The organism is Alicyclobacillus tolerans (assembly GCF_048984885.1).
In the GTDB taxonomy this organism is placed as follows: domain Bacteria; phylum Bacillota; class Bacilli; order Alicyclobacillales; family Alicyclobacillaceae; genus Alicyclobacillus_I; species Alicyclobacillus_I tolerans.
Genome location: NZ_JBMGNK010000002.1, coordinates 2,253,981 through 2,274,829, shown reverse-complemented (window position 1 = coordinate 2,274,829; position 20,849 = coordinate 2,253,981). Strand labels below are relative to the sequence as shown.

The 20,849-nt window shown below is 44.6% G+C and carries 24 protein-coding genes; 22 read left to right on the top strand and 2 right to left on the bottom strand.

The window, feature by feature from the left end:
* The first annotated feature begins 37 nt into the window (after positions 1–37).
* From ACOJUR_RS11530 to ACOJUR_RS11450, 17 genes are all read left to right on the top strand, one after another.
* Positions 38–289, top strand: a complete 252-nt coding sequence (locus ACOJUR_RS11530; RefSeq protein ID WP_072872751.1) for an IreB family regulatory phosphoprotein — start codon at positions 38–40, stop codon at positions 287–289.
* Positions 270–689 (top strand): Holliday junction resolvase RuvX, encoded by a 420-nt coding sequence (ruvX, locus tag ACOJUR_RS11525; RefSeq protein ID WP_420950049.1) that lies wholly within the window; start codon positions 270–272, stop codon positions 687–689. Before ACOJUR_RS11530 ends, ruvX begins: the two co-directional genes overlap by 20 nt.
* A 60-nt stretch (positions 690–749) precedes the next feature.
* On the top strand, positions 750–1,850 hold the full coding sequence (gene mltG, locus ACOJUR_RS11520; RefSeq protein ID WP_420950048.1) for an endolytic transglycosylase MltG: 1,101 nt from the start codon (positions 750–752) through the stop codon (positions 1,848–1,850).
* Positions 1,851–1,964: 114 nt separating this feature from the next.
* A complete protein-coding gene (gene sigK, locus ACOJUR_RS11515) occupies positions 1,965–2,672 on the top strand; it encodes an RNA polymerase sporulation sigma factor SigK (RefSeq protein ID WP_072872618.1) in 708 nt (235 codons plus the stop codon).
* Positions 2,669–3,238, top strand: a complete 570-nt coding sequence (locus ACOJUR_RS11510) for a YqeG family HAD IIIA-type phosphatase (protein WP_083573958.1) — start codon at positions 2,669–2,671, stop codon at positions 3,236–3,238. The genes sigK and ACOJUR_RS11510 overlap by 4 nt, the downstream gene beginning before the upstream one ends.
* The gene (yqeH, locus tag ACOJUR_RS11505) at positions 3,235–4,551 is read left to right on the top strand and encodes a ribosome biogenesis GTPase YqeH (RefSeq protein WP_072872616.1); all 1,317 of its coding nucleotides are present in this window, start codon (positions 3,235–3,237) and stop codon (positions 4,549–4,551) included. Before ACOJUR_RS11510 ends, yqeH begins: the two co-directional genes overlap by 4 nt.
* Positions 4,524–5,429 carry a shikimate dehydrogenase gene (aroE, locus tag ACOJUR_RS11500; RefSeq protein WP_341350421.1) on the top strand — a complete coding sequence of 302 codons (906 nt, stop codon included), beginning with the start codon at positions 4,524–4,526 and terminating at the stop codon, positions 5,427–5,429. Before yqeH ends, aroE begins: the two co-directional genes overlap by 28 nt.
* A gap of 49 nt (positions 5,430–5,478) precedes the next feature.
* Positions 5,479–5,772, top strand: coding sequence for a ribosome assembly RNA-binding protein YhbY (gene yhbY / locus ACOJUR_RS11495; protein WP_072872614.1), 294 nt, complete (start codon positions 5,479–5,481; stop codon positions 5,770–5,772).
* Positions 5,772–6,365: a nicotinate (nicotinamide) nucleotide adenylyltransferase gene (nadD, locus tag ACOJUR_RS11490; protein WP_072872613.1), complete on the top strand. Its 594-nt coding sequence runs from the start codon at positions 5,772–5,774 to the stop codon at positions 6,363–6,365. The genes yhbY and nadD overlap by 1 nt, the downstream gene beginning before the upstream one ends.
* A 64-nt stretch (positions 6,366–6,429) precedes the next feature.
* Complete coding sequence (gene yqeK / locus ACOJUR_RS11485; protein WP_072872612.1) at positions 6,430–7,044, top strand: bis(5'-nucleosyl)-tetraphosphatase (symmetrical) YqeK; 615 nt, start codon at positions 6,430–6,432, stop codon at positions 7,042–7,044.
* A gap of 32 nt (positions 7,045–7,076) precedes the next feature.
* Entirely contained in the window at positions 7,077–7,430 is a 354-nt protein-coding gene (rsfS, locus tag ACOJUR_RS11480; RefSeq protein ID WP_072872749.1) for a ribosome silencing factor, read from the top strand.
* 5 nt (positions 7,431–7,435) lie between these two features.
* Positions 7,436–8,206: a class I SAM-dependent DNA methyltransferase gene (locus ACOJUR_RS11475; RefSeq protein WP_420950047.1), complete on the top strand. Its 771-nt coding sequence runs from the start codon at positions 7,436–7,438 to the stop codon at positions 8,204–8,206.
* 174 nt (positions 8,207–8,380) lie between these two features.
* Positions 8,381–9,235 carry a ComEA family DNA-binding protein gene (locus ACOJUR_RS11470; protein WP_420950046.1) on the top strand — a complete coding sequence of 285 codons (855 nt, stop codon included), beginning with the start codon at positions 8,381–8,383 and terminating at the stop codon, positions 9,233–9,235.
* Positions 9,236–9,237: 2 nt separating this feature from the next.
* Positions 9,238–10,806 carry a ComEC/Rec2 family competence protein gene (locus ACOJUR_RS11465; protein ID WP_420950045.1) on the top strand — a complete coding sequence of 523 codons (1,569 nt, stop codon included), beginning with the start codon at positions 9,238–9,240 and terminating at the stop codon, positions 10,804–10,806.
* A 314-nt stretch (positions 10,807–11,120) separates the two neighbouring features.
* Complete coding sequence (locus ACOJUR_RS11460) at positions 11,121–12,416, top strand: NAD(P)/FAD-dependent oxidoreductase (RefSeq protein WP_083573953.1); 1,296 nt, start codon at positions 11,121–11,123, stop codon at positions 12,414–12,416.
* 90 nt (positions 12,417–12,506) lie between these two features.
* Positions 12,507–13,526 carry a DNA polymerase III subunit delta gene (gene holA, locus ACOJUR_RS11455; protein WP_420950044.1) on the top strand — a complete coding sequence of 340 codons (1,020 nt, stop codon included), beginning with the start codon at positions 12,507–12,509 and terminating at the stop codon, positions 13,524–13,526.
* A 21-nt stretch (positions 13,527–13,547) separates the two neighbouring features.
* Entirely contained in the window at positions 13,548–13,811 is a 264-nt protein-coding gene (locus ACOJUR_RS11450; RefSeq protein ID WP_072872607.1) for a hypothetical protein, read from the top strand.
* A 48-nt stretch (positions 13,812–13,859) separates the two neighbouring features.
* Here ACOJUR_RS11450 and rpsT read toward each other — a convergent pair whose 3' ends face one another.
* Positions 13,860–14,135, bottom strand: coding sequence for a 30S ribosomal protein S20 (gene rpsT, locus ACOJUR_RS11445; RefSeq protein WP_072872606.1), 276 nt, complete (start codon positions 14,133–14,135; stop codon positions 13,860–13,862).
* Between the two features lie 89 nt (positions 14,136–14,224).
* On the opposite strand from rpsT, the gene gpr reads away from it, so the two are divergent.
* On the top strand, positions 14,225–15,265 hold the full coding sequence (gene gpr / locus ACOJUR_RS11440; protein WP_203115353.1) for a GPR endopeptidase: 1,041 nt from the start codon (positions 14,225–14,227) through the stop codon (positions 15,263–15,265).
* Positions 15,266–15,369: 104 nt separating this feature from the next.
* On the opposite strand, the gene ACOJUR_RS15995 is transcribed toward gpr, so the two are convergent.
* Positions 15,370–16,359: a lytic transglycosylase domain-containing protein gene (locus ACOJUR_RS15995; protein ID WP_476692317.1), complete on the bottom strand. Its 990-nt coding sequence runs from the start codon at positions 16,357–16,359 to the stop codon at positions 15,370–15,372.
* A gap of 190 nt (positions 16,360–16,549) precedes the next feature.
* Here ACOJUR_RS15995 and ACOJUR_RS11430 point away from each other — a divergent pair, with 190 nt between their 5' ends.
* The 4 genes from ACOJUR_RS11430 to hemW all read left to right on the top strand — a co-directional run bounded on the left by ACOJUR_RS11430 (position 16,550) and on the right by hemW (position 20,845).
* The gene (locus ACOJUR_RS11430) at positions 16,550–17,062 is read left to right on the top strand and encodes a hypothetical protein (RefSeq protein WP_072872605.1); all 513 of its coding nucleotides are present in this window, start codon (positions 16,550–16,552) and stop codon (positions 17,060–17,062) included.
* A gap of 3 nt (positions 17,063–17,065) precedes the next feature.
* Entirely contained in the window at positions 17,066–17,713 is a 648-nt protein-coding gene (locus ACOJUR_RS11425; RefSeq protein WP_072872604.1) for a cation efflux transmembrane domain-containing protein, read from the top strand.
* 130 nt (positions 17,714–17,843) lie between these two features.
* Complete coding sequence (gene lepA / locus ACOJUR_RS11420) at positions 17,844–19,646, top strand: translation elongation factor 4 (RefSeq protein WP_072872603.1); 1,803 nt, start codon at positions 17,844–17,846, stop codon at positions 19,644–19,646.
* Complete coding sequence (hemW, locus tag ACOJUR_RS11415) at positions 19,646–20,845, top strand: radical SAM family heme chaperone HemW (RefSeq protein ID WP_420950549.1); 1,200 nt, start codon at positions 19,646–19,648, stop codon at positions 20,843–20,845. The genes lepA and hemW overlap by 1 nt, the downstream gene beginning before the upstream one ends.
* Positions 20,846–20,849: the final 4 nt, after the last annotated feature.

Genomic DNA, 20,849 nt, shown 5'->3' with positions numbered 1-20,849 from the left:
GAGGTGTTGGTAGGTGGACGGGCAATTGGATGAAACCATGCGATTCCCCACCAAACGGGTGAACGCTGAGGCGCGTTCGGCGTTTCAGTTGGCATATCGAGCGTTGATTGAAAAAGGGTATAATCCAATATATCAAATATCTGGTTATTTAATTTCGGGAGATCCTGCGTATATCACCAGCCATCTTGGCGCTCGCAACGCTATTCGACGCATGGAGCGAGATGACTTGATTGAAGAATTGGTGCGCGCGTATGCGGAGATGGTTCAAGATGAGAGCACTCGGGATTGATTATGGTACAGAACGGATTGGACTTTCGCTCTCTGATCCAAGCGGTTTGATTGCCCAAGCTCATAGTGTATTGCAAAAACTTACTGACAAGGAAGCTATCTCCGCCATTGTCCAGCTTGTCCATGCTGAGCAGGTCGAGACGGCTGTGCTCGGCCTGCCTAGAAATATGAATGGCAGCGAAGGTGAATGGACCAAGAAGGTGCGCCAGTTTGGCCACCTTTTAGAACAGAATCTGTCAATCCCGCTCGTCTATATCGATGAGCGGTTAACCACTGTAGCGGCTGAAAGGACCTTGTTGGAAGCCAACATCAGCCGCAAACGCCGTCGCCAGGTGGTAGACGCTTTGGCAGCCACCCTTTTGCTGCAACAATATCTAGATTTTCGGTCAAGAAACGTTTAGTACGTTTTGTAGAAGGTTTTGCAACCTTCCAGAACTGACCTCTGGTAAGGAGAGTATGTAGTGAAAAAGAAACTGTCGTCCCGACTGCAACTGGCGGATATGAAGAAAAACCGACGACGTGCGGGGATGATTTTCTTGTTGCTTTTCGTCTTATTGCTGGCAGGCTATATTTGGATGCGTGAACAATTAGCCCCCGTCACGGTGACAAGCTCGCAGAAAAGAGTGTTTTTTCAGGTGAAACAGGGTGAGAGCCTGTCTCAAGTTGCCTTGCAACTTGAAAAATTGCATTTGATTCGCAATGCTTCCGCCTTGCTTTGGTATGTACGGCTATTTCAGCGAGATATGAATATTCAAGCAGGACAATATGCACTGGCTCCTTCTATGGGGAGTTTGCGCATTTTGACCCTATTGGAACAAGGCCAAATTACATTGCAGGTAGTCAAAGTTACTTTTCCAGAAGGGTTTACGGCTCGCCAGATGGCTGAACGACTCCAGGAAGATGGGATATGTTCGGCAAAAGCATTCATGCAGGCAGCCAATTCAAGTCAATATTCCGAATGGTTTGTGCGCTATATACCGAATAACCCGGAAGTTCATACACACTTAGAAGGATATCTGTATCCGAATACTTATGATTTTTATAAAGGTGAGCCAGCGCATCAAATTGTCAATGAATTGCTGCAGGAGTTTGGACGCGTGGTTACACCTGCCATGTATCAAGAAATCATTAAAGAAGGACAGACGTTGCCAGCGATTATTACAGAAGCATCATTAATTGAGAAAGAAGCCTATTTGGAATCGGATAAGCCTTTAATAGCCAGCGTGATCGACAACCGACTCAAACGAGGCATGCCTCTGCAAATTGACGCCACACTGGAATATGTTCTTGGTTATCGACAGCAGCTTACGGTAACTGATGAAAATGCACCTAGTCCTTACAATACTTATCTTCATAAAGGGTTACCACCTGGTCCTATTGCCAATCCAGGTATTGAATCCATTGAGGCTGCCATACATCCGGCGCATACCAATTATTATTATTATGTCGCAAAATTTAATGGTACAGGTGGTTCTTATTTTGCTAGCACATATGCTCAGCAATTAGCTAACGAGAAAAAAAGTCAAGAAAATTATCAGAAGTATATGGAGCATCATCAGTAGTCTACAAGGATTCATTGCATGAAAAGCTTGACGCTAGTTAGGACAATGCCAGCAGGCAGGTTTATTGTCCATTTCGCATAAGCTTGCACTGTGAGCGAATGCGGAGGTGACCATATGCCGGGAGTCATTGCTTTGCTGGCATTTCTTTTAAAAGATGTCTCACTGTTTGTTTCTCATGTCAAGAATCATACATTTCCCCAGCCCCTTTCTGCAGAGCAAGAGGCAGAGTTCATTAGGCGTATGGAAAATGGTGACGGAGAAGCAAGGAATCTGTTAATTGAACACAATTTGCGTTTGGTTGCCCATGTCGCAAAAAAATTTACAACGCGCCAAGAAGACGCGGATGATTTTATTTCCATAGGCACAATTGGTTTGATTAAAGCAGTGGAAAGTTACCATTCGGGTAAAGGAACCAAACTAGCCACGTATGCTGCTCGATGTATTGAAAATGAGATTCTTATGCATTTACGTTCTGTCAAACGGCACAGAAAGGATGCTTATCTCTCGGATCCAATCGGAACAGACAAAGATGGTAATGAATTGACCATTGCAGATTTGCTTGGCTCAGATCCAGATGCAGTGGTCGACCACGTTGATCTCACTTGGGAGAAACAAAAAATGTTCGAATTAATGCCAACCTTGCCCGAGCGTGAACGTGAAGTGCTTTGCAAGCGCTATGGTTTGCCGTATGGAGAAGAGAGGACTCAGAGAGAGATTGCACAAGAATTAGGAATCTCCCGTTCGTACGTGTCTCGAATTGAACATCGAGCTTTGACCAAATTGCATGAACGGATGCGGGGGAGCAAGACGAGGATCGAATAAACTCTGTTCTCATAAAGGAGGTTTTTCTCCTGTTAGAAAGTTTCAAGCCGGACGAATGGATTTCGTCCGTCTATGAATTAAATTTGGACAAACTACGAAAAAATGGGCGTCGACTTTTATTGTTTGATCTCGATAACACGCTTGTGCCTTGGAATCATCCTGATCTTCCAGAACCATTGATGCAGTGGCTTGAGTTAGCACGGAAACATGGTTTTGAGATTTGTATTCTCTCAAATAATAGCGGACCTAGGGTGAGGGAATTTGCAAAACGGGCTGGTGTGGCTTACATTGCAGATGCGGGAAAGCCGCAGACTGCTGCCTACTATGAAGCTATGAACAAGTTTTCCGCTTCGCCTGAGGAGACTGTGATGGTTGGCGATCAGTTGCTGACAGATATTCATGGTGGTAGAAAAGCTGGCGTCTATACCGTTCTCGTGTTGCCTATAGCTAAAAGTGAGTGGTGGGGAACACGGATCAATCGTCAAGTGGAAAAACTGATTCTCTACATGCTACACCGAAAATTTCGATTTTCATCACCTGTACAAAAAAAGGAGTTTCATGAATGAAAATATGCAGTGGCTGTGGGGCAGAATTGCAAATTCAGGATGAAAATGCGCCCGGTTACGTTACTTCATCTGCCTTTACGCGTGAGAATCCACTTTGTCGACGCTGTTTTCGCCTTCGGCATTACGGTGAATTTATTCGTGTTCAGTTGGGGGCAGACGATTATCGACAAGAAGTTTCGCGTATTCGGGAAGTTCCTGGACGAGTTTTGTATGTGTTGGATGTATTCGATCTGTCGGGTTCTATGATACCTGGTGCTGCGGATATTTTACGTTCATGCGAGGTTGATCTCGTTGTGAATAAAATCGATCTTTTGCCTCGTGAAGTAGTACCTGCACGTTTAGAGCACTGGATTCGCAGAGAAGTTGAAAAAACGGGAGTACAAGTGAACGGCGTCTTTTTTGTTTCAGCAGAAACTGGCAAAGGAATGAAAGAGATAAAAGAACATTTGGCACGAGTCCCAGAATCTATTATTTATGCTTTAGGGACAGCCAATGTAGGCAAATCAACTTTGCTCAATCGACTGATTCGAAATTCAAGAGAAGAATCCGTATTTACTACATCACGTGTACCAGGAACTACTTTGCGAATGGTAGGCCAAAAAGTTGAGATCGAAGGAAATACAAAACAAATTATGGATACGCCAGGACTTTTGCAAGGAACAAGAATCAGCGAATGGCTGTGTCCGAAATGTTTGAAGATTGCTGTGCCGCGTGCGCAACTGCGGCCCAGAATTTATCAATTAAGGCCAGCTCAGACGATTTTTCTTGGTGGGTTAGTACGATTTGATTTTGTATCGGGTGCGCCGCAGTCCGTGGTGTTTTATGTCAGTAATGAGTTGCCCGTTCATCGTACCAAGTTGGAAAGAGCCCCAGAGATTCAAGAACATCGGCATCAGGAAATTTTGAAAATTCCTTGTCGGGATTGTCAGGAGAATTATCCTTCGCTTCTCCCCCACAAGTTGGCTACACGTCGTATAGTTTCTGCGCTTTCATCCAATGTTCAAGTTTTGGATGTGCATGGAGTTGATCTGGTGTTGCCTGGTCTGGGATGGATTACTCTTTTTGGATCCCGCTTTGAAGGTACTCTCTGGTTGCCGGAAGGTGTGCCGCTCACGATTCGTCGCCGTTTCATTGGTGATATTAGCCGATTGCCCATTGAGAGGCGGAGCCAGCTTTCTCTACATCGTCAAAAAACCTTTACGTCGGCAACAGAAACTACTTTTCGCTCAGAAAGGATTCAAACACAAAGAAGAGATACGAGGAACAAGGCAGAGATTCGAAACAGATCGTTGAAACGAGGGAGAGACCACTGAACAAAAATCAAGAATATGCTTCAGCAGCTCGACTATTTGGCCTCATCGGTTATCCAGTAGCACACTCTGTTTCTCCACAAATGATGTCAGCTGCTTTTACCGCTATGAGTATAAAGGCGTATTATGTTCCGTATCCAGTTCATCCGGAGCGACTTGAAGATGCACTAAAAGGTTTGGCGGCTGCAGGATGCTTGGGACTCAATGTTACCATTCCGCATAAAGAAAGTGTTTTTGCCAGGGTTTCTGAAAGAACTGAAATTGCTCAAAAGGCTGGAGCAGTCAATACACTTCTTTGGGATGGTATGCAATGGATAGGTCATAACACGGATGTCGACGGTTGGTGGTCTTCGGTAAAGTCTGATTTTTCTATACAGGAAACGAAACGTGTGCTTTTACTTGGAGCAGGCGGTGCTGCGCGTGCGATTGTAACAGCTTTAGCGAAATATGCACCTGGAACGCGTGTGCAAATTACTTCTCCTTCTGGAAAAGCTGTAAACTGGATACACCCATTTTCTCGTCATTTAGAAGTAAACTTCGTTTCGTGGGCCAATCGCCATCAAGATTTAGACAGTTACGAATGGATTATTAATGCTACGCCTGTTGGGATGTGGCCCAATATAGATGAAAGCCCACTCGAACAGATAGATGGACTTCATGCTGGACAAATCGTGCAAGATATTGTCTATCGTCCGTTGCAAACGAAGTTTTTGCTGGACGCCAAGAAGCAAGGAGCCAAAGTTCTTGATGGCGTAACTATGTTGGCTGGTCAAGGGGCGGAGTCTTTGCAGTTTTGGCTGAGTGCTCCTGCACCATTATTGGAAATGGAAACAGCAGCGCGGCAAGCACTTTTATCAGACAATAGTCGTTCATCTAAATGATGATTTTTTGCGTATGTTATACTGAAGCGGAAAGAGGAGAGTCTTGTCAATGCTTGAAAAAAATCAGATAAAGTTTTTAAGAACGCTTGCGCAATCCTACAAACCAGTGGTTCAAGTAGGGAAAGGTGGAATTACCACAGGTGTGCTAGAACAAGTGGAAATGGCTTTGGAGGCACACGAATTGGTCAAAGTCACGTTGTTAGAAACAAGTCCTATTGAGCGGAACGAGGCGGCAGATGCTATAGCGGAAGCGACCGGATCGGAAAAAGTGCAAGTCATTGGCAGAACGTTTGTCTTGTATCGGAAATCTGACAAAGAACGTATTCTGTTGCCAAAGAACTAATGTCAAAGCGGATTGTTTTATTTGGTGGTACATTTGATCCGCCCCACATTGGACATCTGCTGATGGCTACGCTTGCCGCCGAGCAGACAGAGGCAGACGTTTGGTTTATGCCCGCTCCAGTTCCTCCGCATAAACAGGGGCAGGTTATGGCGTCTTTGGCGGATCGAAAAGATATGATTCGTCAATTGATTTCTCGATCGACAGGCTTATCTATCTGTGATATAGAGGAGTCATTGCGCGCTCCTTCTTATACAGTGGATACTTTACGCGTTCTGAGAGATAAGTATCCTGCGTATTCGTTCAGCTTTTTGATGGGAGCCGATAGTCTGGAGAATATACAGACTTGGAAAGAATGGGAAACCGTTTTGGCGATGACAGACTTTCTGGTGGCTGCTCGGGAAGGACATGATTTAACGCCTGTTTTTTCTGAATTAAGACGAGCTAGCTCTCATTTTCAATATTCGTTGCTGCGAATGCCTTTGGTGGATGTTTCTTCCACGTGGATTAGACAGCGTGTGATTGAAAAACTGCCGCTTTGTGGTTTGGTACCCTTCGCACTTGAAGAAAAGCTAAGAGAAATATATGTAAAATGATAAATTGGGATTTTATCTTTTGATGTGTTTACGCAAAGAGGCAAGAAGAAATGAGGGACGAAATATGACAGAGTTGGCGTTGCAACTCCAGCGCGCAGCACGGAAAGCGTTGAGCGATAGGCGCTTTCGTCATGTGCAAGGTGTGGTGGAGACGGCTGTCACTCTGGCAAGGCACTATCATTTGCCTGAAGAGAAGGCAGAATTAGCGGGTTGGCTGCATGATTTGGCAAGAGAATGGCCAGCTGAGAGACTTGCCCAAGAAGCAGAACAAATTGAAGTACCAAGTGGATTTGCAACAATTCCCATGTTGTTGCACGGACCTGTGGCTGCACATATGGGAAGGGTAGAATATGGAATTTTGGATGAAGATGTTTTGAATGCTGTCATCTATCATACGAGTGGTCGCATGGCGATGAGTGAATTGGAGAAAATTTTATTCATTGCCGATGCCGTCGAACCTGGTCGTTCTTATCCGGGAGTAGATTCTATTCGACAGTTAGCTTTTTCCGATCTCGATAGCGCTGTTCTGCGCTGCTTGGAGAGTTCCATTTTATATCTCTTGGAGCGTGGGGAACCTATTTTTCCTCTAACTGTCATGGCACGCAATGAGTATCTCATGTACACAAATAGTAAACCAAAAACTACAGCCGCAATGCCAAAACAGGGTGCTGTGGAGTGAAAATGAATGAAGGGAGATCATCCATGACCCATATGATGTTGTCCGAATTGGCTATGCAAGCTGCTCAAGCTGCGTCTGATAAAAAAGCGAAAGATGTTCTAATTCTTGATATTCACGAATTAACTCCTATGGCAGATTATTTTGTTATCTGTTCGGCCAATTCGGGAACGCAAATTCAAGCGGTCTCTAAAGCAATCAAAGATAAAATGGGTGAAAACGGTGTTTATTGTAAGGGTATGGAAGGTCTCGAAGATGCACGCTGGGTTTTAATGGATTTTGGGGATATTGTAGTTCATATCTTTCGTCCAGAAGATCGCGAGTTTTACCACTTGGAAAGATTGTGGGGCGATGCACCTGTTCTGAGCCTGGAAACAGAAGCGGAGTGATCGTCTTGGACGACAAAAGATTTTCTGTAGATTCCAGTCCATACACAGGGCTAGCTAATGTGTATGATGAGTTAACCGAAGATGATTTACCTGACAAATGGATAGGCTTTTTGGCACAGCAGCAACTTCTGCCAAATCCACCTGTCAGTTTGGGTGACTTAGGATGTGGTACGGGTGTTCTGGCTGTGCGGTTAGCTCAGCGAGGTTACCATGTAGTGGGTGTCGATAACTCATCTTCGATGCTTACATTCGCTCACCAACGAGCTATGGAAGAAAAAGTAAAAGTGCGGTGGTTGAATCAGGATATGCGTTATTTGCGTTGGCCACAAGGCCTTCCTGCCCCTGCTGGATTTCTGTGCACGCGCGATGCGTTGAATTATATGCCTAGTTGTGAAGATTTGCTTAAGCTATGTCATTGTGTGTATGGTTTGCTGGATAAGAATGGATGGTTTGCCTTTGATGTCCTTGGACCGATGCGTATCCAACAGCTGCAAGCAGGAGCATGGCATGTGGTTGATGATGAAATGGCCATTATTCATGCTACAGAAGTGGATGTAACTGGGAAAATATATCATGATGTTACAGGATTTCAAAGACTTCAAGGCAATAACTATCAGCGTTTTGATGAGCATCACATACAAATGTTTTATCCACAAAACGATATTGAAGGACTTCTTAAAGAAGCTGGATTCGCCAAAATTCTTGCTTTTGGAGATTTTGGTGAGTCTGAAATATCATTATCCGATCGTATGACGTTTGTTGCGATTAAAAAATAAGCGGATTATTTACAAAATTAATACCAATTCATACAAAACGAAACAGGAGCCACTGTTAACTCCTCGAATTCTAAACATGTAGTTTGTTCGGTATTTTTACGAAACCAGCGAACTACTAAAGAGATGGATAGTGGGGATAGCATGACAGCATCCTCACAGCGAGGAGGACAAACAGTGAGCAATCCATATGATTCATGGAATCAGGAAGATTCTCAATTCGATTGGCAAGTGTTGAAAAATCAATTATATCCAAATGAAGATTTATCTTTTACGCAAACAGAAACAGAATCCTCCGCAGTTCCTCTGCAGACTTCTTTGATTAAAAATTCTTATCCATCCCAAAAACATATTTGGTTGAAAAGAATATTTTGGATAGGTTTTCCGGTTGTTCTACTTTTTTTGGGATTCTGTATTTTACTGTCCAAACATTTAAATCAATATGGGGCTTTAGATGAATCATCAGCAATGAGTACAGCCGAGTCGTCTCCTACGAGTGCCATGATGGCTCGTCCAAACGAAGTAAATCCGCTGATGAAAATTGATGTCACAGGAGATGTCCGTCATCCAGGTGTTTATTCATTGCCATCCAGTGCCAGAGTAGAGGATGCTGTGAAGGCTGCGGGTGGATTTCTCCATCCGCAGGATTCGTCAATGCTCAATCTTGCAGAACAGTTAAGTGATGGTGAAGAAGTATTCGTACCTTCACCAAATGGACAGGGATTCGCTGGACAGCCATCCACTGCCTTTGTTGGAAACGCCCAAGTCCGTGTGCAGTCGATGGATAACTCAACGGTTGCTATTCATACTTCTCACAAAAAAATAGCTTTACCTGAGAATCCAGTTGATTTAAATACTGCAAGTGCAGCCTCACTGGAAACTGTTCCGGGTATTGGACCTACTCGAGCGCAAAGAATCATTGCATATAGACAGTTACATGGTGGTTTTAAAAATGTTTCCGATTTAAAAAATATAAAAGGAATTGGTGAAAAAACTTATGAAAAAATTGCTGAGTTCTTTAGTGTTCAATAATCATGTCTTTACGAATGACTCTCATGGATTGGCGATTAAGAGCAGGTTGGTTCGCTTTGATAAGTTCAGTTCTAGGAAGCGTCCTTGGGATACTTCATATCGTTCCTCTCCTTTATAGGTCTCTATTTGTCATCATGGCGTGCTTGTTGTTGATTATGATTCTGGCGTGGAAGTCAGGCTGGATGAATTCATTACCATGGTTGGCCTTAGCTTTCCTTTCTCTGTTCTTTTTTTCTGCAGGCGATTGGAGAGCGGAGCAAGTTTACTTACGATTTCCTACTACTTTATATGGAGAAAAAATAAGTTTCTTGGCTACTGTTCATCAACTCGAGGTTAAACGAAATTGGGAAATCATACATTTAATAGTTACGAATATTTCTAATTCAAATCGTGTTCAACGCGCATATTTTCAAGCAGTTTGGATTCCGAATCGAGAGGATAGACAACCTTATCAGATAGGTGAACAATTGCAGTTAGAGGGTACATGCTTTCCTGATAGAATAAGTTCAAAAGTAAAGTCAACCTTTCCTTCCAACGTGCTTGTCCAATTTTTGTATCCGCAATATGAACTACAGGCCACATTGGTACAATCACTAAGTATGAACCCTAAGCGTAACTTAGGTGTATCAATATTACAAAAATTGCAAAGTCTTTTCTATAACAATAGTCCACCCGCTATGCGTCCACAAGCTCGTATTTTGTTGGCGATGTTGGTCGGTTCACAAAATCTGTCCAAAAGTGAAAAAAATATATTTTTAACAGCAGGAATACCACATGTTATATCAGCAAACGGCATGAACGTGAAATTTTTAGTTCAAGTTTTATCGTTGTTGGAGAAATGGCTACTTCGCTTCATTCTTGTTCCTGTTTCTATCCGAATTATCGCGTTACTCTGCAGCGTTTGGATTTATACGATTATTTGCGGCAGCACAGCTTCTATGGTTCGATATTCCTTGATGGAAACTTATCGATTAAGTGGTGTTTGGGTTCATCGACAACCTTCTTCTACAGTGTCTTTTGTGCTTTCCTCCTGTTTTTTGATATGGATTTGCCCCAGTGTGGCATTTTCAAGCTCCTCGCTATTGTCATTTGCAGCATCTTATGGGATTCAAAAAGCTGTTCTGTTTTTCCCGAAACGTTATTCTAAAAAGAGAATTGGGCGTTTTAGAATCATGCATTATATTTATTGCAGCTTTTTGCTCGATCTTTTTGCTGAATTATATATTGACCCGCTCTGCTTAGAATTGTTTGGACAGTGGACTCCTTACGCATTATTGAGTAATTTGCTGCTCGTTCCCGTACTCCTCTGGTTTTTGCCCGTTTTGTATGCATGGATAGGAGTTTGTCTTTTAGCCTCCATCATGCCATTCTTTCATTCGGTTGCCTATGGTATGGGCTGTATACTCACTAAAGGTACACAGAAAATCTTACAAGTCATCAGCGTTTTTGGAAATGCACCTCATGCCATGATGCAGTTGCCAAGTTGGCCATTTTATGATTTATGTGCCTATTACCTGGCTCTTGAATGGTTGTTTATCATTTTGAGAAAAATTTTTCTGTCACCTCGTTAAGTTCATATCATTCTTGCCGGTTTTTATGTAGACGGTTGCGTCATGCATCTTCTGAGAAGCTCATGCCCTTAGGTATGGGGAGTGGTCACAAAATTGTAATGGTTTACAAACAACAGAGCATACTGCAAATGAAAGATGTATGCATTGTCGTATCGTCATCATTGCTCTTCACAGAATGAATTGTGATATAGTAGCTAATGGAGCATAACATAACTTTCTTTAATAAAGGGTAAGTTGGATATCCAGAATGGAGTTGTCTGAAGAATTATTGCTTCAAGGGTGAGTCTGACTTTGAGGAATTTGCTTTTTAGGCAGTGTCCTTTGGAGAAAAAATCATTTTTCAGATGACTCAACTCGGCAATCGAGATATCCTAGTTTTTGGTGTGCCAAAGAAGCGCACGCAGTCGGATGGAGGAGACAGAATGGCCAAAATTGTAATTTTGGGCGGCGGTTACGCAGGAATGATGGCAGCAACACATTTGGAACAATTAGGTGAGAGTTTCACTCTAGTGAATGCTCATGAATACCACTATCTCACCACGCTTTTACATGAAGCAGCGGGTGGACGTAGCGACGTCCATAACTATTGCATCCCAATTCGTGATATTCTTACGAAACGTACTTCTGAACTTGTAGTTGACAAAGTGAAAACTATCAATCGAGAAAATCGCACTGTTACACTGGAAAACGGCGAATTATCCTATGATTACCTTGTGTATGCGATAGGTTGGGTGCCTGAGTTTTTTGGAATTCCTGGGTTAGCAGAATATAGTTTGGGTATTCGTGACTTGGAAAGTGCTAAAGAAATTCGTCAACACATCGAAGAACGTTTCAAGAAATACAAAGAAACTCAAGATAGTCGAGATCTGCGAATTGTTGTTGGCGGAGCTGGATTGACAGGAATAGAATTACTTGGAGAATTGATGGAATTTTTGCCACAACTATGCCAACAGCTAGATATTGACTTCAGCTTAGTGGATGTTCAATGTATTGAGGCCATGCCTTCCATTTTGCCGCAAGTTGCACCGCCGTTACGTGATGTCGCAGCCAAAACGCTGACGGATAAAGGAGCTAAATTGCGCATTGGCATCAAAATTTTAAAAGTAGAGCCGAATAAAGTCATACTTGAAGGGGCCGATCCAGTAGAAGCTTCGACGATTATCTGGACAGGTGGAGTTCGTGCTAACCCGCTTCTTCAGGAACTTGGTTTTACCTGTGATCGCAGAGGCCGCGCTAAAGTGACGCCGTATTTACAATCAGTGGATGACGAGCGTATTTTTATCGGCGGTGACAGTGCTTGGTGTGACGATGAGCAAGGTCGCCCGCTGCCTCCGACAGCTCAAGTAGCGACACAAATGGGAACGACGATTGCCAAGAATTTACACGCTCTTGTTCATGGGCACAAAGAGGAAATGAAATCATTCCGTCCATCCCTCAAAGGGACACTGGCGTCTTTAGGTCGAGAAGTTGGCGTAGGTGACATGGGTGGTATTCCTGTTCGCGGAATGGTTGCTAGTTTGGCGAAAGAAGCTACAAAGGTGAAATATTTGTGGGAACTGGGTGGTATGCGACTTACTGCTGAGAAAACGCAGCAGGTTGTACAATTGTAAGTTATCAAGTCTTCGTTAATCATGAAGGAGTGACTGGTCTTGGCCGAGTAGCTGACCAGTCACTTTTCTATTCGTGGAGGGTGACCGGGTATGCGCTTCGGACAGGCTTATCTAGCTTTGGAAAAAGGAGAACTCTCTCCAGTTTATACGCTTTTGGGTCAGGATGGAGCGCTGGTTGATGCTTGGATCGAAAGAGTATATCAAAAATTAACAAAAAAGGATCAAGTTATGCGTTTGGATATCCAATTTGACGAGCAGGGAATCGATGAGATTTTAATGGCTGTTGATTCACCATCGCTTTTTGGAGACAGGACGTTGGCTGTGATTCGCCATTTCACCGGAATGCAGAGCGGGGGGAAAAGCAAGTGGGATTTTACAGAGCTAGAAACCTATCTCGAATCTCCCTCACATCATGCTCATTTAATTTTGTGTGTAGATGCTGATAAATTGGATGAACGTCGCAAATTAAGCAAATTACTCAAGCGCTATCCCATGATTCAATGTTATACGGAGAAAAGTTCGGAAAGGATAGAACTAGCGCGTATACTTGATGAACGGGCCAGACAGCTTGATCATCAAGTTGCACAAGATTTAGCTGAACGCGTGGAATCAGTAGGTCAATTTATTCGAGAATTAGATAAGATCTTTACTTTTTCTCATCATCATCCCATCACAATGGAAATATTGGCTGAATTAGCTGTTCCTCGCCTAGAAGACAACCTATTTGCTTTTGTTTCTGCAGTATGGAGCGGGCATTTATCCAAAGCTTGGGCTATTCGTCAAGAACTCGCACAACGCGGAATCGACGAATTTTCTCTGTTGGGTATGCTGGCTCGACAGATACGATTAATGTGGTATGCCAAAGTCGTGGGAACAAGCAAGAAGGCTGCAACAGAATTGGGTGTTCACCCTTTTGCACTGAGCAAAGCGGGGGAAGAGGCCGTCTATTGGGATCGTAAAAAATTAGAATCTTGCCTTGTCTCTATTGCTGATGCGGAATATTTTGTTAAGTCAGGTAGATGGGAGGCGGAGGGGGCTCTTCTTTGGGTTGTTTCCAGTCTTACTGTAAGTGTTGGGCAGATTAAACAGCCATACAATCGGGCACAGTAAGCATGGAAGGGGGTCTCAAGCATGGCTCGCCGACGTCGTAAACTGTTGGTTCCCGGTGCTCGTGAAGGATTGGAGCGCTGGTTGCAGCAAATGCAAGAACAACAACCCAACGATTTGCCATCTCACGATCACCATTTATCCGGGGCATCGACCAGACCGTCCAAGATTGGACATTCCACAAGAAGAACCACCATTTCAAGTGATAGTATGTTAGAACGGCTCGTTCAAGCGGCCAAAGAAGAGACCAGATTGACCGCAAGTGAAAATTTTGGACGGATGGATTAAAAATGAAAACGACCCTCTACAGGGTCGCCTTTGCGTTTTTTGCTCTTATTACGCCATGTTCTTTTCATAAGTGTTGAAGCGGCGGGTCAATCGCGACTTTTTGCGGCTCGCCGTATTGCGGTGAATAATCCCCTTGGTCGCCGCTTTATCCAGAGCTCGTGTGGCAATGCGCAAAGCTTGACGAGCTTGTTCCACATCGTTTTGCGAGAGTGTCACATCGAACTTTTTCAAAGTCGTGCGAAGGGCGGAACGCAGCGAGGCATTGCGCAAAGTGCGCCGCTTGGTGACGTGCACGCGTTTTTCAGCGGACTTGATGTTCGGCACAATCTCACCTCCTTCGCAACATGCATGCTTACAGACAGTCGTCAGCATACCATAGCCTTTACACTCGCGCAACTGAAGGAGAGAGATTTATGACAAAATCTATCCATAAACGCTTAGGAAGGCCGATATCCATATTGCCCACCAAACAGCGTTTAGCCTATAGTCCAAGGACCGATTTGGCTATTGAGGCACGCGAGATGATGGTTGGTAAACCCGCACCTATTGAAGGACTGGACGAATCAGAAGAACATTTAGAAGGAATAACGATTACACGTGTACATGTGAAAACCAAAGTTGCTGAACGAAAAATCGGAAAAAAAAAGGGTCGATATATTACACTCGAAGCTCCAGGGCTTCGTCGTCGAGATCCAGACTTACAGGAACGGGTAACAGAAGCTTTTGCAAATGAGTTAAAATCTCTCATTCAACTTCCCGAACGAGCTTCCATTCTTGTCATAGGTCTCGGTAACCGCGATGTAACGCCTGATGCACTAGGGCCACAGGTGGTGCAAAAGCTTTTTGTAACTCGGCATTTATTTCACTATATGCCACAAATACTGGGGGATGGCAAAGGATATCGTTCGGTCTCTGCGGTTGCGCCTGGCGTTCTTGGCATTACAGGAATTGAGACGAGCGAAATTGTTCAGGGGCTTGTAGAAAATATGCGCCCGGACGCAGTCATAGTCATTGACGCTCTTGCTGCCCGCTCCTTGTCTCGTGTTAATTCAACCATTCAGATTGCCGATTCTGGTATCCAACCTGGAGCTGGTGTGGGTAATCATCGCAAACCGATTAATCAAGAGACGCTGGGAATTCCAGTATTGGCTATTGGCATTCCTACAGTTGTGGAAGCGGCAACGATTGCTGGAGATACGATAGAATTGGTTTTGGAAGAGTTGCGTAGAAAAGTTCCAGGTAATGCGGCTAACGCCATTTTTGATAGATTTAACACTCGAGAGAAAGTAGATTTAGTTCGAGAAGTTTTAACCCCCGTTGGACACAATTTAGTGGTCACGCCCAAAGAAATTGATGAATTTCTCACAGATATGGCTAAAGTTGTAGCCCAAGGTTTGAACGTTGCCTTGCATCCAGCGATGACGCTTGAGGATGCTGCCCTCTTCATGCATTAATCCTAACTTAAGAAAGTTTTTCAAACCATCTTCATTAAAAAACGGCTCTGAGTGACGGCTGTCGACGCAGCCTTTCAGAGCCGTAGGGATAGAAGGATGGATGATTACAGTTTTTGAAGAATATTAGCAACATAATTTTGTGTCTCTGGAAAGGGTGGGATTCCTCCATAAGAATCAACCGCACCTGGACCTGCATTATAAGCTGCTAGCGCGAGTGCCGTATTCCCATGATATTGTTGCAATAATTGGGACAAGTATTTTGTTCCACCGAATATGTTTTGTTGAGGATTCAGTGGATTTTCTACACCCATTGCAGCAGCAGTGGAGGGCATTAACTGCATCAATCCCAAGGCACCCGCACTGGAAACAGCTGTTGGGTTCATTCCCGACTCCTGTTCAATGACTGCCTGAATCAAATTTGCAGGTACATTGTACATATCTGCAGCAGCTTGAATCGCCTTTTGAATGGATGCAACCGACTCTGATGAATCCAGCGAATCGTTGGCTGGGATAGGGTTGGATGAATTGAGTAAATTGGATATCGCTGCTCCATTGGAAGGAATCGCGGTAGACGCTGTATGACCTGTAGATTCATTCGCCAGCAAAGATTCTTCTATATCTGCCCATAGATTTTCATTGCTCATTTCAGATAACGGATTAGATGCCATCTCTAGGTTATCTATTGAATTGCTCAGTGGATCCAGATTTGTCGACATGACTGAAGTGTCAAGTCCGTACAGGCTGCTGTCTTCTGTGGCAGCATTCAGGGAGTCTTCAGCATTGAGTAGTCCGGGCAACGCATTGAGGTAGGCTTGAATGCTGTCCGTCAAATTGGTGAAAGAGTTTCCGCCGCCATTTTCGTTCATAGGTTGACTCGCATCCAACAACAAGGCTGCCGCATTAAGGCCACTCGAAAGATTGTCTGTAGAATAGCTGTTTTCCTCCATGCTGAGCAGTTCAGAGAGCAGGAGACTGGCAAAATCATTCTTAGCATTGGCAGCAGAATCAGAATTTGTTGGATAGGTATGGAATGAAGACGAATTGATTTTTGGCCTTGGCCGATCTACTGACAAAGGCAAACTGATATTTGACATTCTTTTCCTTCCTTCATTACCTCATAAATGCTTTTCCTACAATGAGTCAAATTTCGCTATTGGGTTCAGGTTTCCTTCTTACTTTTCCGTGACATCAGAAAATCTATGAATCTCGCAAATAGCTTGTCATAACTTTATAGATGTCCGCATACCTTTTTGACAAATGCAAGAGTATCAGGAGGAATCGTAAATGGTATCGGATCCGTCGTGGATAGCTATAAAACGCAAGTTAAAAACGTTAGTGGCAGGCGTTATTTTTACCACAATGTTTGTTGGTGCGGCAACTGCCGCTTTTGCTGGACTTGCGGCTAGCGTATCTGCGCTCGGCGGCGCTGTATCCCAACCGAGCACCTCTGTGACAGCTATGGCTAACCCTGTGCCAGAAACCAGTCCATCGTATGGCGCAAATTCAGGAAGCGATTCATGGGTAACACCTGATTTTTCTTCTTCTGCTCCTGCTTCGGTCAATATCACGCCCAGCAATGGTTCGACGAACTATGGACAAGGCGGTATAGGGTCTGTTGATGGACCTATCAGTCAGGCACTTGACCGCATGCAAAGCCCGCTTGGCAATGCGGTGGACAGTGGCGGAGCCTTTCTTGGCAATCGCGTACAGAACGGATTTGGTCAGATGCTGGCGAGTATTATCAAAACCCTCTTTTTAGAACAACCAGATCCAAGCAGTACACAAATGGGAGGCTGAAATATGGGCAATCATCTACTCCACGAACGCGGTCGCTGGCTGTTGCATGCAGTGCAAATTGAACTACTATCGGTTGGCTGGATAGCCGCAGAAGCAGCTTTATCTGCTGTGGCTGCTCATCAGAGCGGCAGTTTGTCTCTGTCAGCCATCAGTATGGACAGCGCCATTGAACTCATATCCGGTATGATTTTGGTTGTGCGTTTGTGGATAGAACTGCAGACTGGTCAAGTGCGAATCTCCAAGCGTGCGGAGCAAGTGGCCAGCGCTTTAGTCAGTGGTCTACTTTTTTTATTAGCCGCTTATATTGCGATTCGCGCTGGAGAAGATTTACGCACACACGCTAGCATCGAATTTACACCGCTTGGCCTTGCAATTACTGCAGCCTCTTCTGTCATTACACCTTGGTTTGCTGTTCAAAAACGTCGAATGGGCAGAGTGTTATGCAGTACATCACTGATGGGCGATGCAGCTTGTAACGTCGTCTGTACGTATATGAGCTGGATCGTTCTGGCCGATCTCGGTTTGCACTATCTTTTCGGGTGGTGGTTTGTCGATCCGATAGCTGCTCTATTTCTTCTCTACTTTATTGTACGCGAGGGATTGCATGCCGCTGAAGGTATCAAAACGGGTCAGCACGTTCATCATCATTAAATTGCAATCGGATCGGCCAAAACTGCAGGGTGATTGATTGCCATTTGTGCTATACTGTGCCGAGAGACGATGTGCCGCGCGTTGTACGCGGCCTATTTCATGCGGCGCCAAGGGAGGCAATGAATTTCCCATGCACGAACGCCAGTCGCGCATCAGGAATTTTTCTATAATAGCTCATATCGATCACGGTAAATCGACACTTGCCGATCGGATTTTGGAATATACCGGAACTGTTGCTGAACGAGAAATGCAAGATCAATTGCTCGACCAAATGGATCTGGAACGTGAACGCGGTATTACGATTAAGCTTCAGGCGGTTCGCATTGAATATCAGGCGGAAGATGGCAACACTTACGAATTGAACCTGATTGATACGCCAGGTCACGTAGATTTCACTTATGAAGTCTCGCGTTCGCTTGCAGCTTGCGAAGGTGCTCTGTTAGTAGTGGATGCGGCGCAGGGAATTGAGGCGCAGACTTTAGCCAATGTCTATTTGGCGCTCGAAAATAATCTGGAAATCCTCCCTGTGATTAATAAAATTGACTTGCCCAGTGCGGAACCTGAACGAGTTAAGCAGGAAATTGAAGATATTATTGGTTTGGATGCTTCTGAGGCCGTTTTGGCGTCAGCAAAAGCAGGGATTGGTATCCGTGAAATTTTGGAGCAGGTTGTCCAGAAGGTTCCTGCCCCAGCAGGAGATGACAGCCAACCTCTGCAAGCGCTCATATTTGACTCGCATTACGACTCCTACCGCGGTGTGATCGTCTATTTGCGGGTAGTTAACGGTGCGCTGCGAAAAGGGATGCGCGTACGAATGATGGCGACTGGAGCCACTTTTGAAGTCGATGAAGTAGGTGTTTTTCGACCTCGCATGACTCCTGTGGACGAGCTTTTAGCTGGAGAAGTTGGATATTTTGCGGCCAGCATTAAAAATGTTCGCGATACACGTGTAGGCGATACGGTGACGGAGGCTGACCGTCCGGCTAAAGAGCCGTTGCCTGGTTATCGCAAGTCCAATCCCATGGTCTTCTGTGGACTTTATCCTGTCGATTCTGCAGAGTACCAAGATTTGCGTGAAGCGCTAGAGAAATTGGAACTGAATGACGCGGCGTTGACTTATGAACCAGAAACTTCAAGTGCTCTTGGATTTGGTTTTCGTTGCGGGTTTTTAGGGATGTTGCATATGGAGATTGTGCAAGAACGTCTGGAGCGAGAGTACGGACTCACGCTGATTACGACCGCGCCTTCGGTGGTTTATCACGTCTATACTACGGATGGAAATCGCTTGGAAATTGACAATCCGAGTGAAATGCCAACTCCAGATCGGATCGAACGGATTGAAGAACCGTATGTGAAAGCTTCTATAATTGTCCCTAAAGATCATGTCGGGTCGGTTATGGAGTTGTGCCAGGAGAAACGTGGACATTTCAAAGACATGCAATATCTGGATGCTACACGTACCACGTTAATTTATGAACTGCCATTATCTGAAATTGTTTATGATTTTTTTGATCGCCTTAAATCGTCCACCCGGGGCTATGCGTCTTTTGACTATGAACTGAGTGGGTATCAAGCGTCCAATTTGGTGAAAATGGACGTGCTTTTAAATGGTGAAGCCATTGACGCGCTTTCCTTCATTGTTCATCGCGATAAAGCTTATCAGCGGGGGCGTGTGCTCTGCGAGAAATTAAAAGAACTGATTCCGCGTCAAATGTTTGAAGTGCCCATTCAAGCGGCGATCGGTCAGCGTGTGATTGCTAGGGAAACCATTCGCGCCATGAGAAAAAATGTATTGGCGAAATGCTATGGCGGCGATATTACGCGTAAACGCAAATTGCTTGAAAAGCAAAAAGAAGGTAAAAAACGCATGAAACAGGTAGGGAATGTGGAGGTGCCACAAGAGGCATTTATGGCCGTGCTGAAAATGGAGTGATGAACGTGTTTGCCAAGCAGGGACAAAAACGGCGGGATGCGATGTGGAGTGTCTGTCCCACATCTTTATATGTGCACATTCCTTTTTGTCAAAGCCGCTGTTTTTACTGCGACTTCAACACCTATGTAGCGCCACCCTCCCTTATGGAAAGTTATACGGAAGCGCTCGTTCAGGAATTGGCATGGCTGGGTAAAGAAGCTCAGCAACCGTTGCAAACGGTCTTTTTTGGAGGTGGAACGCCTACACGTCTGCCGATACCTTTGCTTAAGAAAGTGCTAGCGGCAGTCCGAGCCTATTTCCCGCTTGCGCCAGACGTTGAGTGGACCGTGGAAGCGAATCCCGGTTCGACGGATGTGGGAAAATTAGAAACATTATTGGAAGCTGGAGTCAATCGCATTTCGTTTGGTGCACAGACTTTCTCCGAACGGTTATTGATGTCGATTGGTCGCATTCATAATGTGGATGATATTGCTTCTAGTGTAGAACGAGCTCAATCTCTGGGCTTCCAACGCATCAATTTGGATTTAATGTTTGGGTTGCCAGAGCAAAGTAAAGCGGACGTTGAAGAATCGGTCAAATGCGCCTTATCACTTCATGTACGGCATATTTCTGCATATTGGCTGAAAGTTGAAGAAGGCACGCCTTTTTTTCAATGGCAAGCTGCCGATCAACTTCCCTTGCCGGGAGAAGATGCTGAAGCTGATATGTATGGACAGGTACGCGAACTATTAGAGTCAGCGTATCTGCGCCAATACGAAATTAGCAATTTTGCTGAACGAGGAGCAGAGGCGCGGCACAACCTGGTCTATTGGCGTAATGAACCTTTTTTTGCTGCAGGCGCGGGCGCGCATGGCAACGTGAATGGTACTCGCTATGAGAATGTTTCATCTCTGCTGGAATATTGCCAAATGGTTGCAAATGGACGTCTCCCGCATGCAAGCGCCATTTCAGAAACTTATGCCGAAGCTGCTGAGACGACGATGATTCTTGGTTTGCGATTGCGTGATGGAATTTCTTTGCGGCGGTTTGAAGAACGGTTTTCTGCAGTTCCACAACAGTTGTTTGGAGAAGTATGGGAATCTCTGTTCCAGCAAGGTTATCTGCAGCAAAAAGGCGATTTTGTTTCTCTACCTCTTCAGTATTGGGCGGTATCTAATGAAATTTTTGAGAAGTTTGTGGCGACGGTCACGGAAGATTGACAGA

Excerpts from the sequence above, each read along its gene's own strand:
- ACOJUR_RS11450 (WP_072872607.1), top strand. The coding sequence starts at position 13,548 with ATGGCTCGCCGACGTCGTAAACTGTTGGTTCCCGGTGCTCGTGAAGGA.
- rsfS (WP_072872749.1), top strand. The coding sequence starts at position 7,077 with ATGATGTTGTCCGAATTGGCTATGCAAGCTGCTCAAGCTGCGTCTGAT.
- ACOJUR_RS11430 (WP_072872605.1), top strand. The coding sequence starts at position 16,550 with ATGGTATCGGATCCGTCGTGGATAGCTATAAAACGCAAGTTAAAAACG.
- ACOJUR_RS11465 (WP_420950045.1), top strand. The coding sequence starts at position 9,238 with ATGTCTTTACGAATGACTCTCATGGATTGGCGATTAAGAGCAGGTTGG.
- yhbY (WP_072872614.1), top strand. The coding sequence starts at position 5,479 with ATGCTTGAAAAAAATCAGATAAAGTTTTTAAGAACGCTTGCGCAATCC.
- yqeH (WP_072872616.1), top strand. The coding sequence starts at position 3,235 with ATGAAAATATGCAGTGGCTGTGGGGCAGAATTGCAAATTCAGGATGAA.
- nadD (WP_072872613.1), top strand. The coding sequence starts at position 5,772 with ATGTCAAAGCGGATTGTTTTATTTGGTGGTACATTTGATCCGCCCCAC.
- holA (WP_420950044.1), top strand. The coding sequence starts at position 12,507 with ATGCGCTTCGGACAGGCTTATCTAGCTTTGGAAAAAGGAGAACTCTCT.
- ACOJUR_RS11425 (WP_072872604.1), top strand. The coding sequence starts at position 17,066 with ATGGGCAATCATCTACTCCACGAACGCGGTCGCTGGCTGTTGCATGCA.
- lepA (WP_072872603.1), top strand. The coding sequence starts at position 17,844 with ATGCACGAACGCCAGTCGCGCATCAGGAATTTTTCTATAATAGCTCAT.
- ACOJUR_RS11530 (WP_072872751.1), top strand. The coding sequence starts at position 38 with ATGCGATTCCCCACCAAACGGGTGAACGCTGAGGCGCGTTCGGCGTTT.
- hemW (WP_420950549.1), top strand. The coding sequence starts at position 19,646 with ATGAACGTGTTTGCCAAGCAGGGACAAAAACGGCGGGATGCGATGTGG.
- ACOJUR_RS15995 (WP_476692317.1), bottom strand. The coding sequence starts at position 16,359 with ATGTCAAATATCAGTTTGCCTTTGTCAGTAGATCGGCCAAGGCCAAAA.
- sigK (WP_072872618.1), top strand. The coding sequence starts at position 1,965 with ATGCCGGGAGTCATTGCTTTGCTGGCATTTCTTTTAAAAGATGTCTCA.
- gpr (WP_203115353.1), top strand. The coding sequence starts at position 14,225 with ATGACAAAATCTATCCATAAACGCTTAGGAAGGCCGATATCCATATTG.
- yqeK (WP_072872612.1), top strand. The coding sequence starts at position 6,430 with ATGACAGAGTTGGCGTTGCAACTCCAGCGCGCAGCACGGAAAGCGTTG.
- ruvX (WP_420950049.1), top strand. The coding sequence starts at position 270 with ATGAGAGCACTCGGGATTGATTATGGTACAGAACGGATTGGACTTTCG.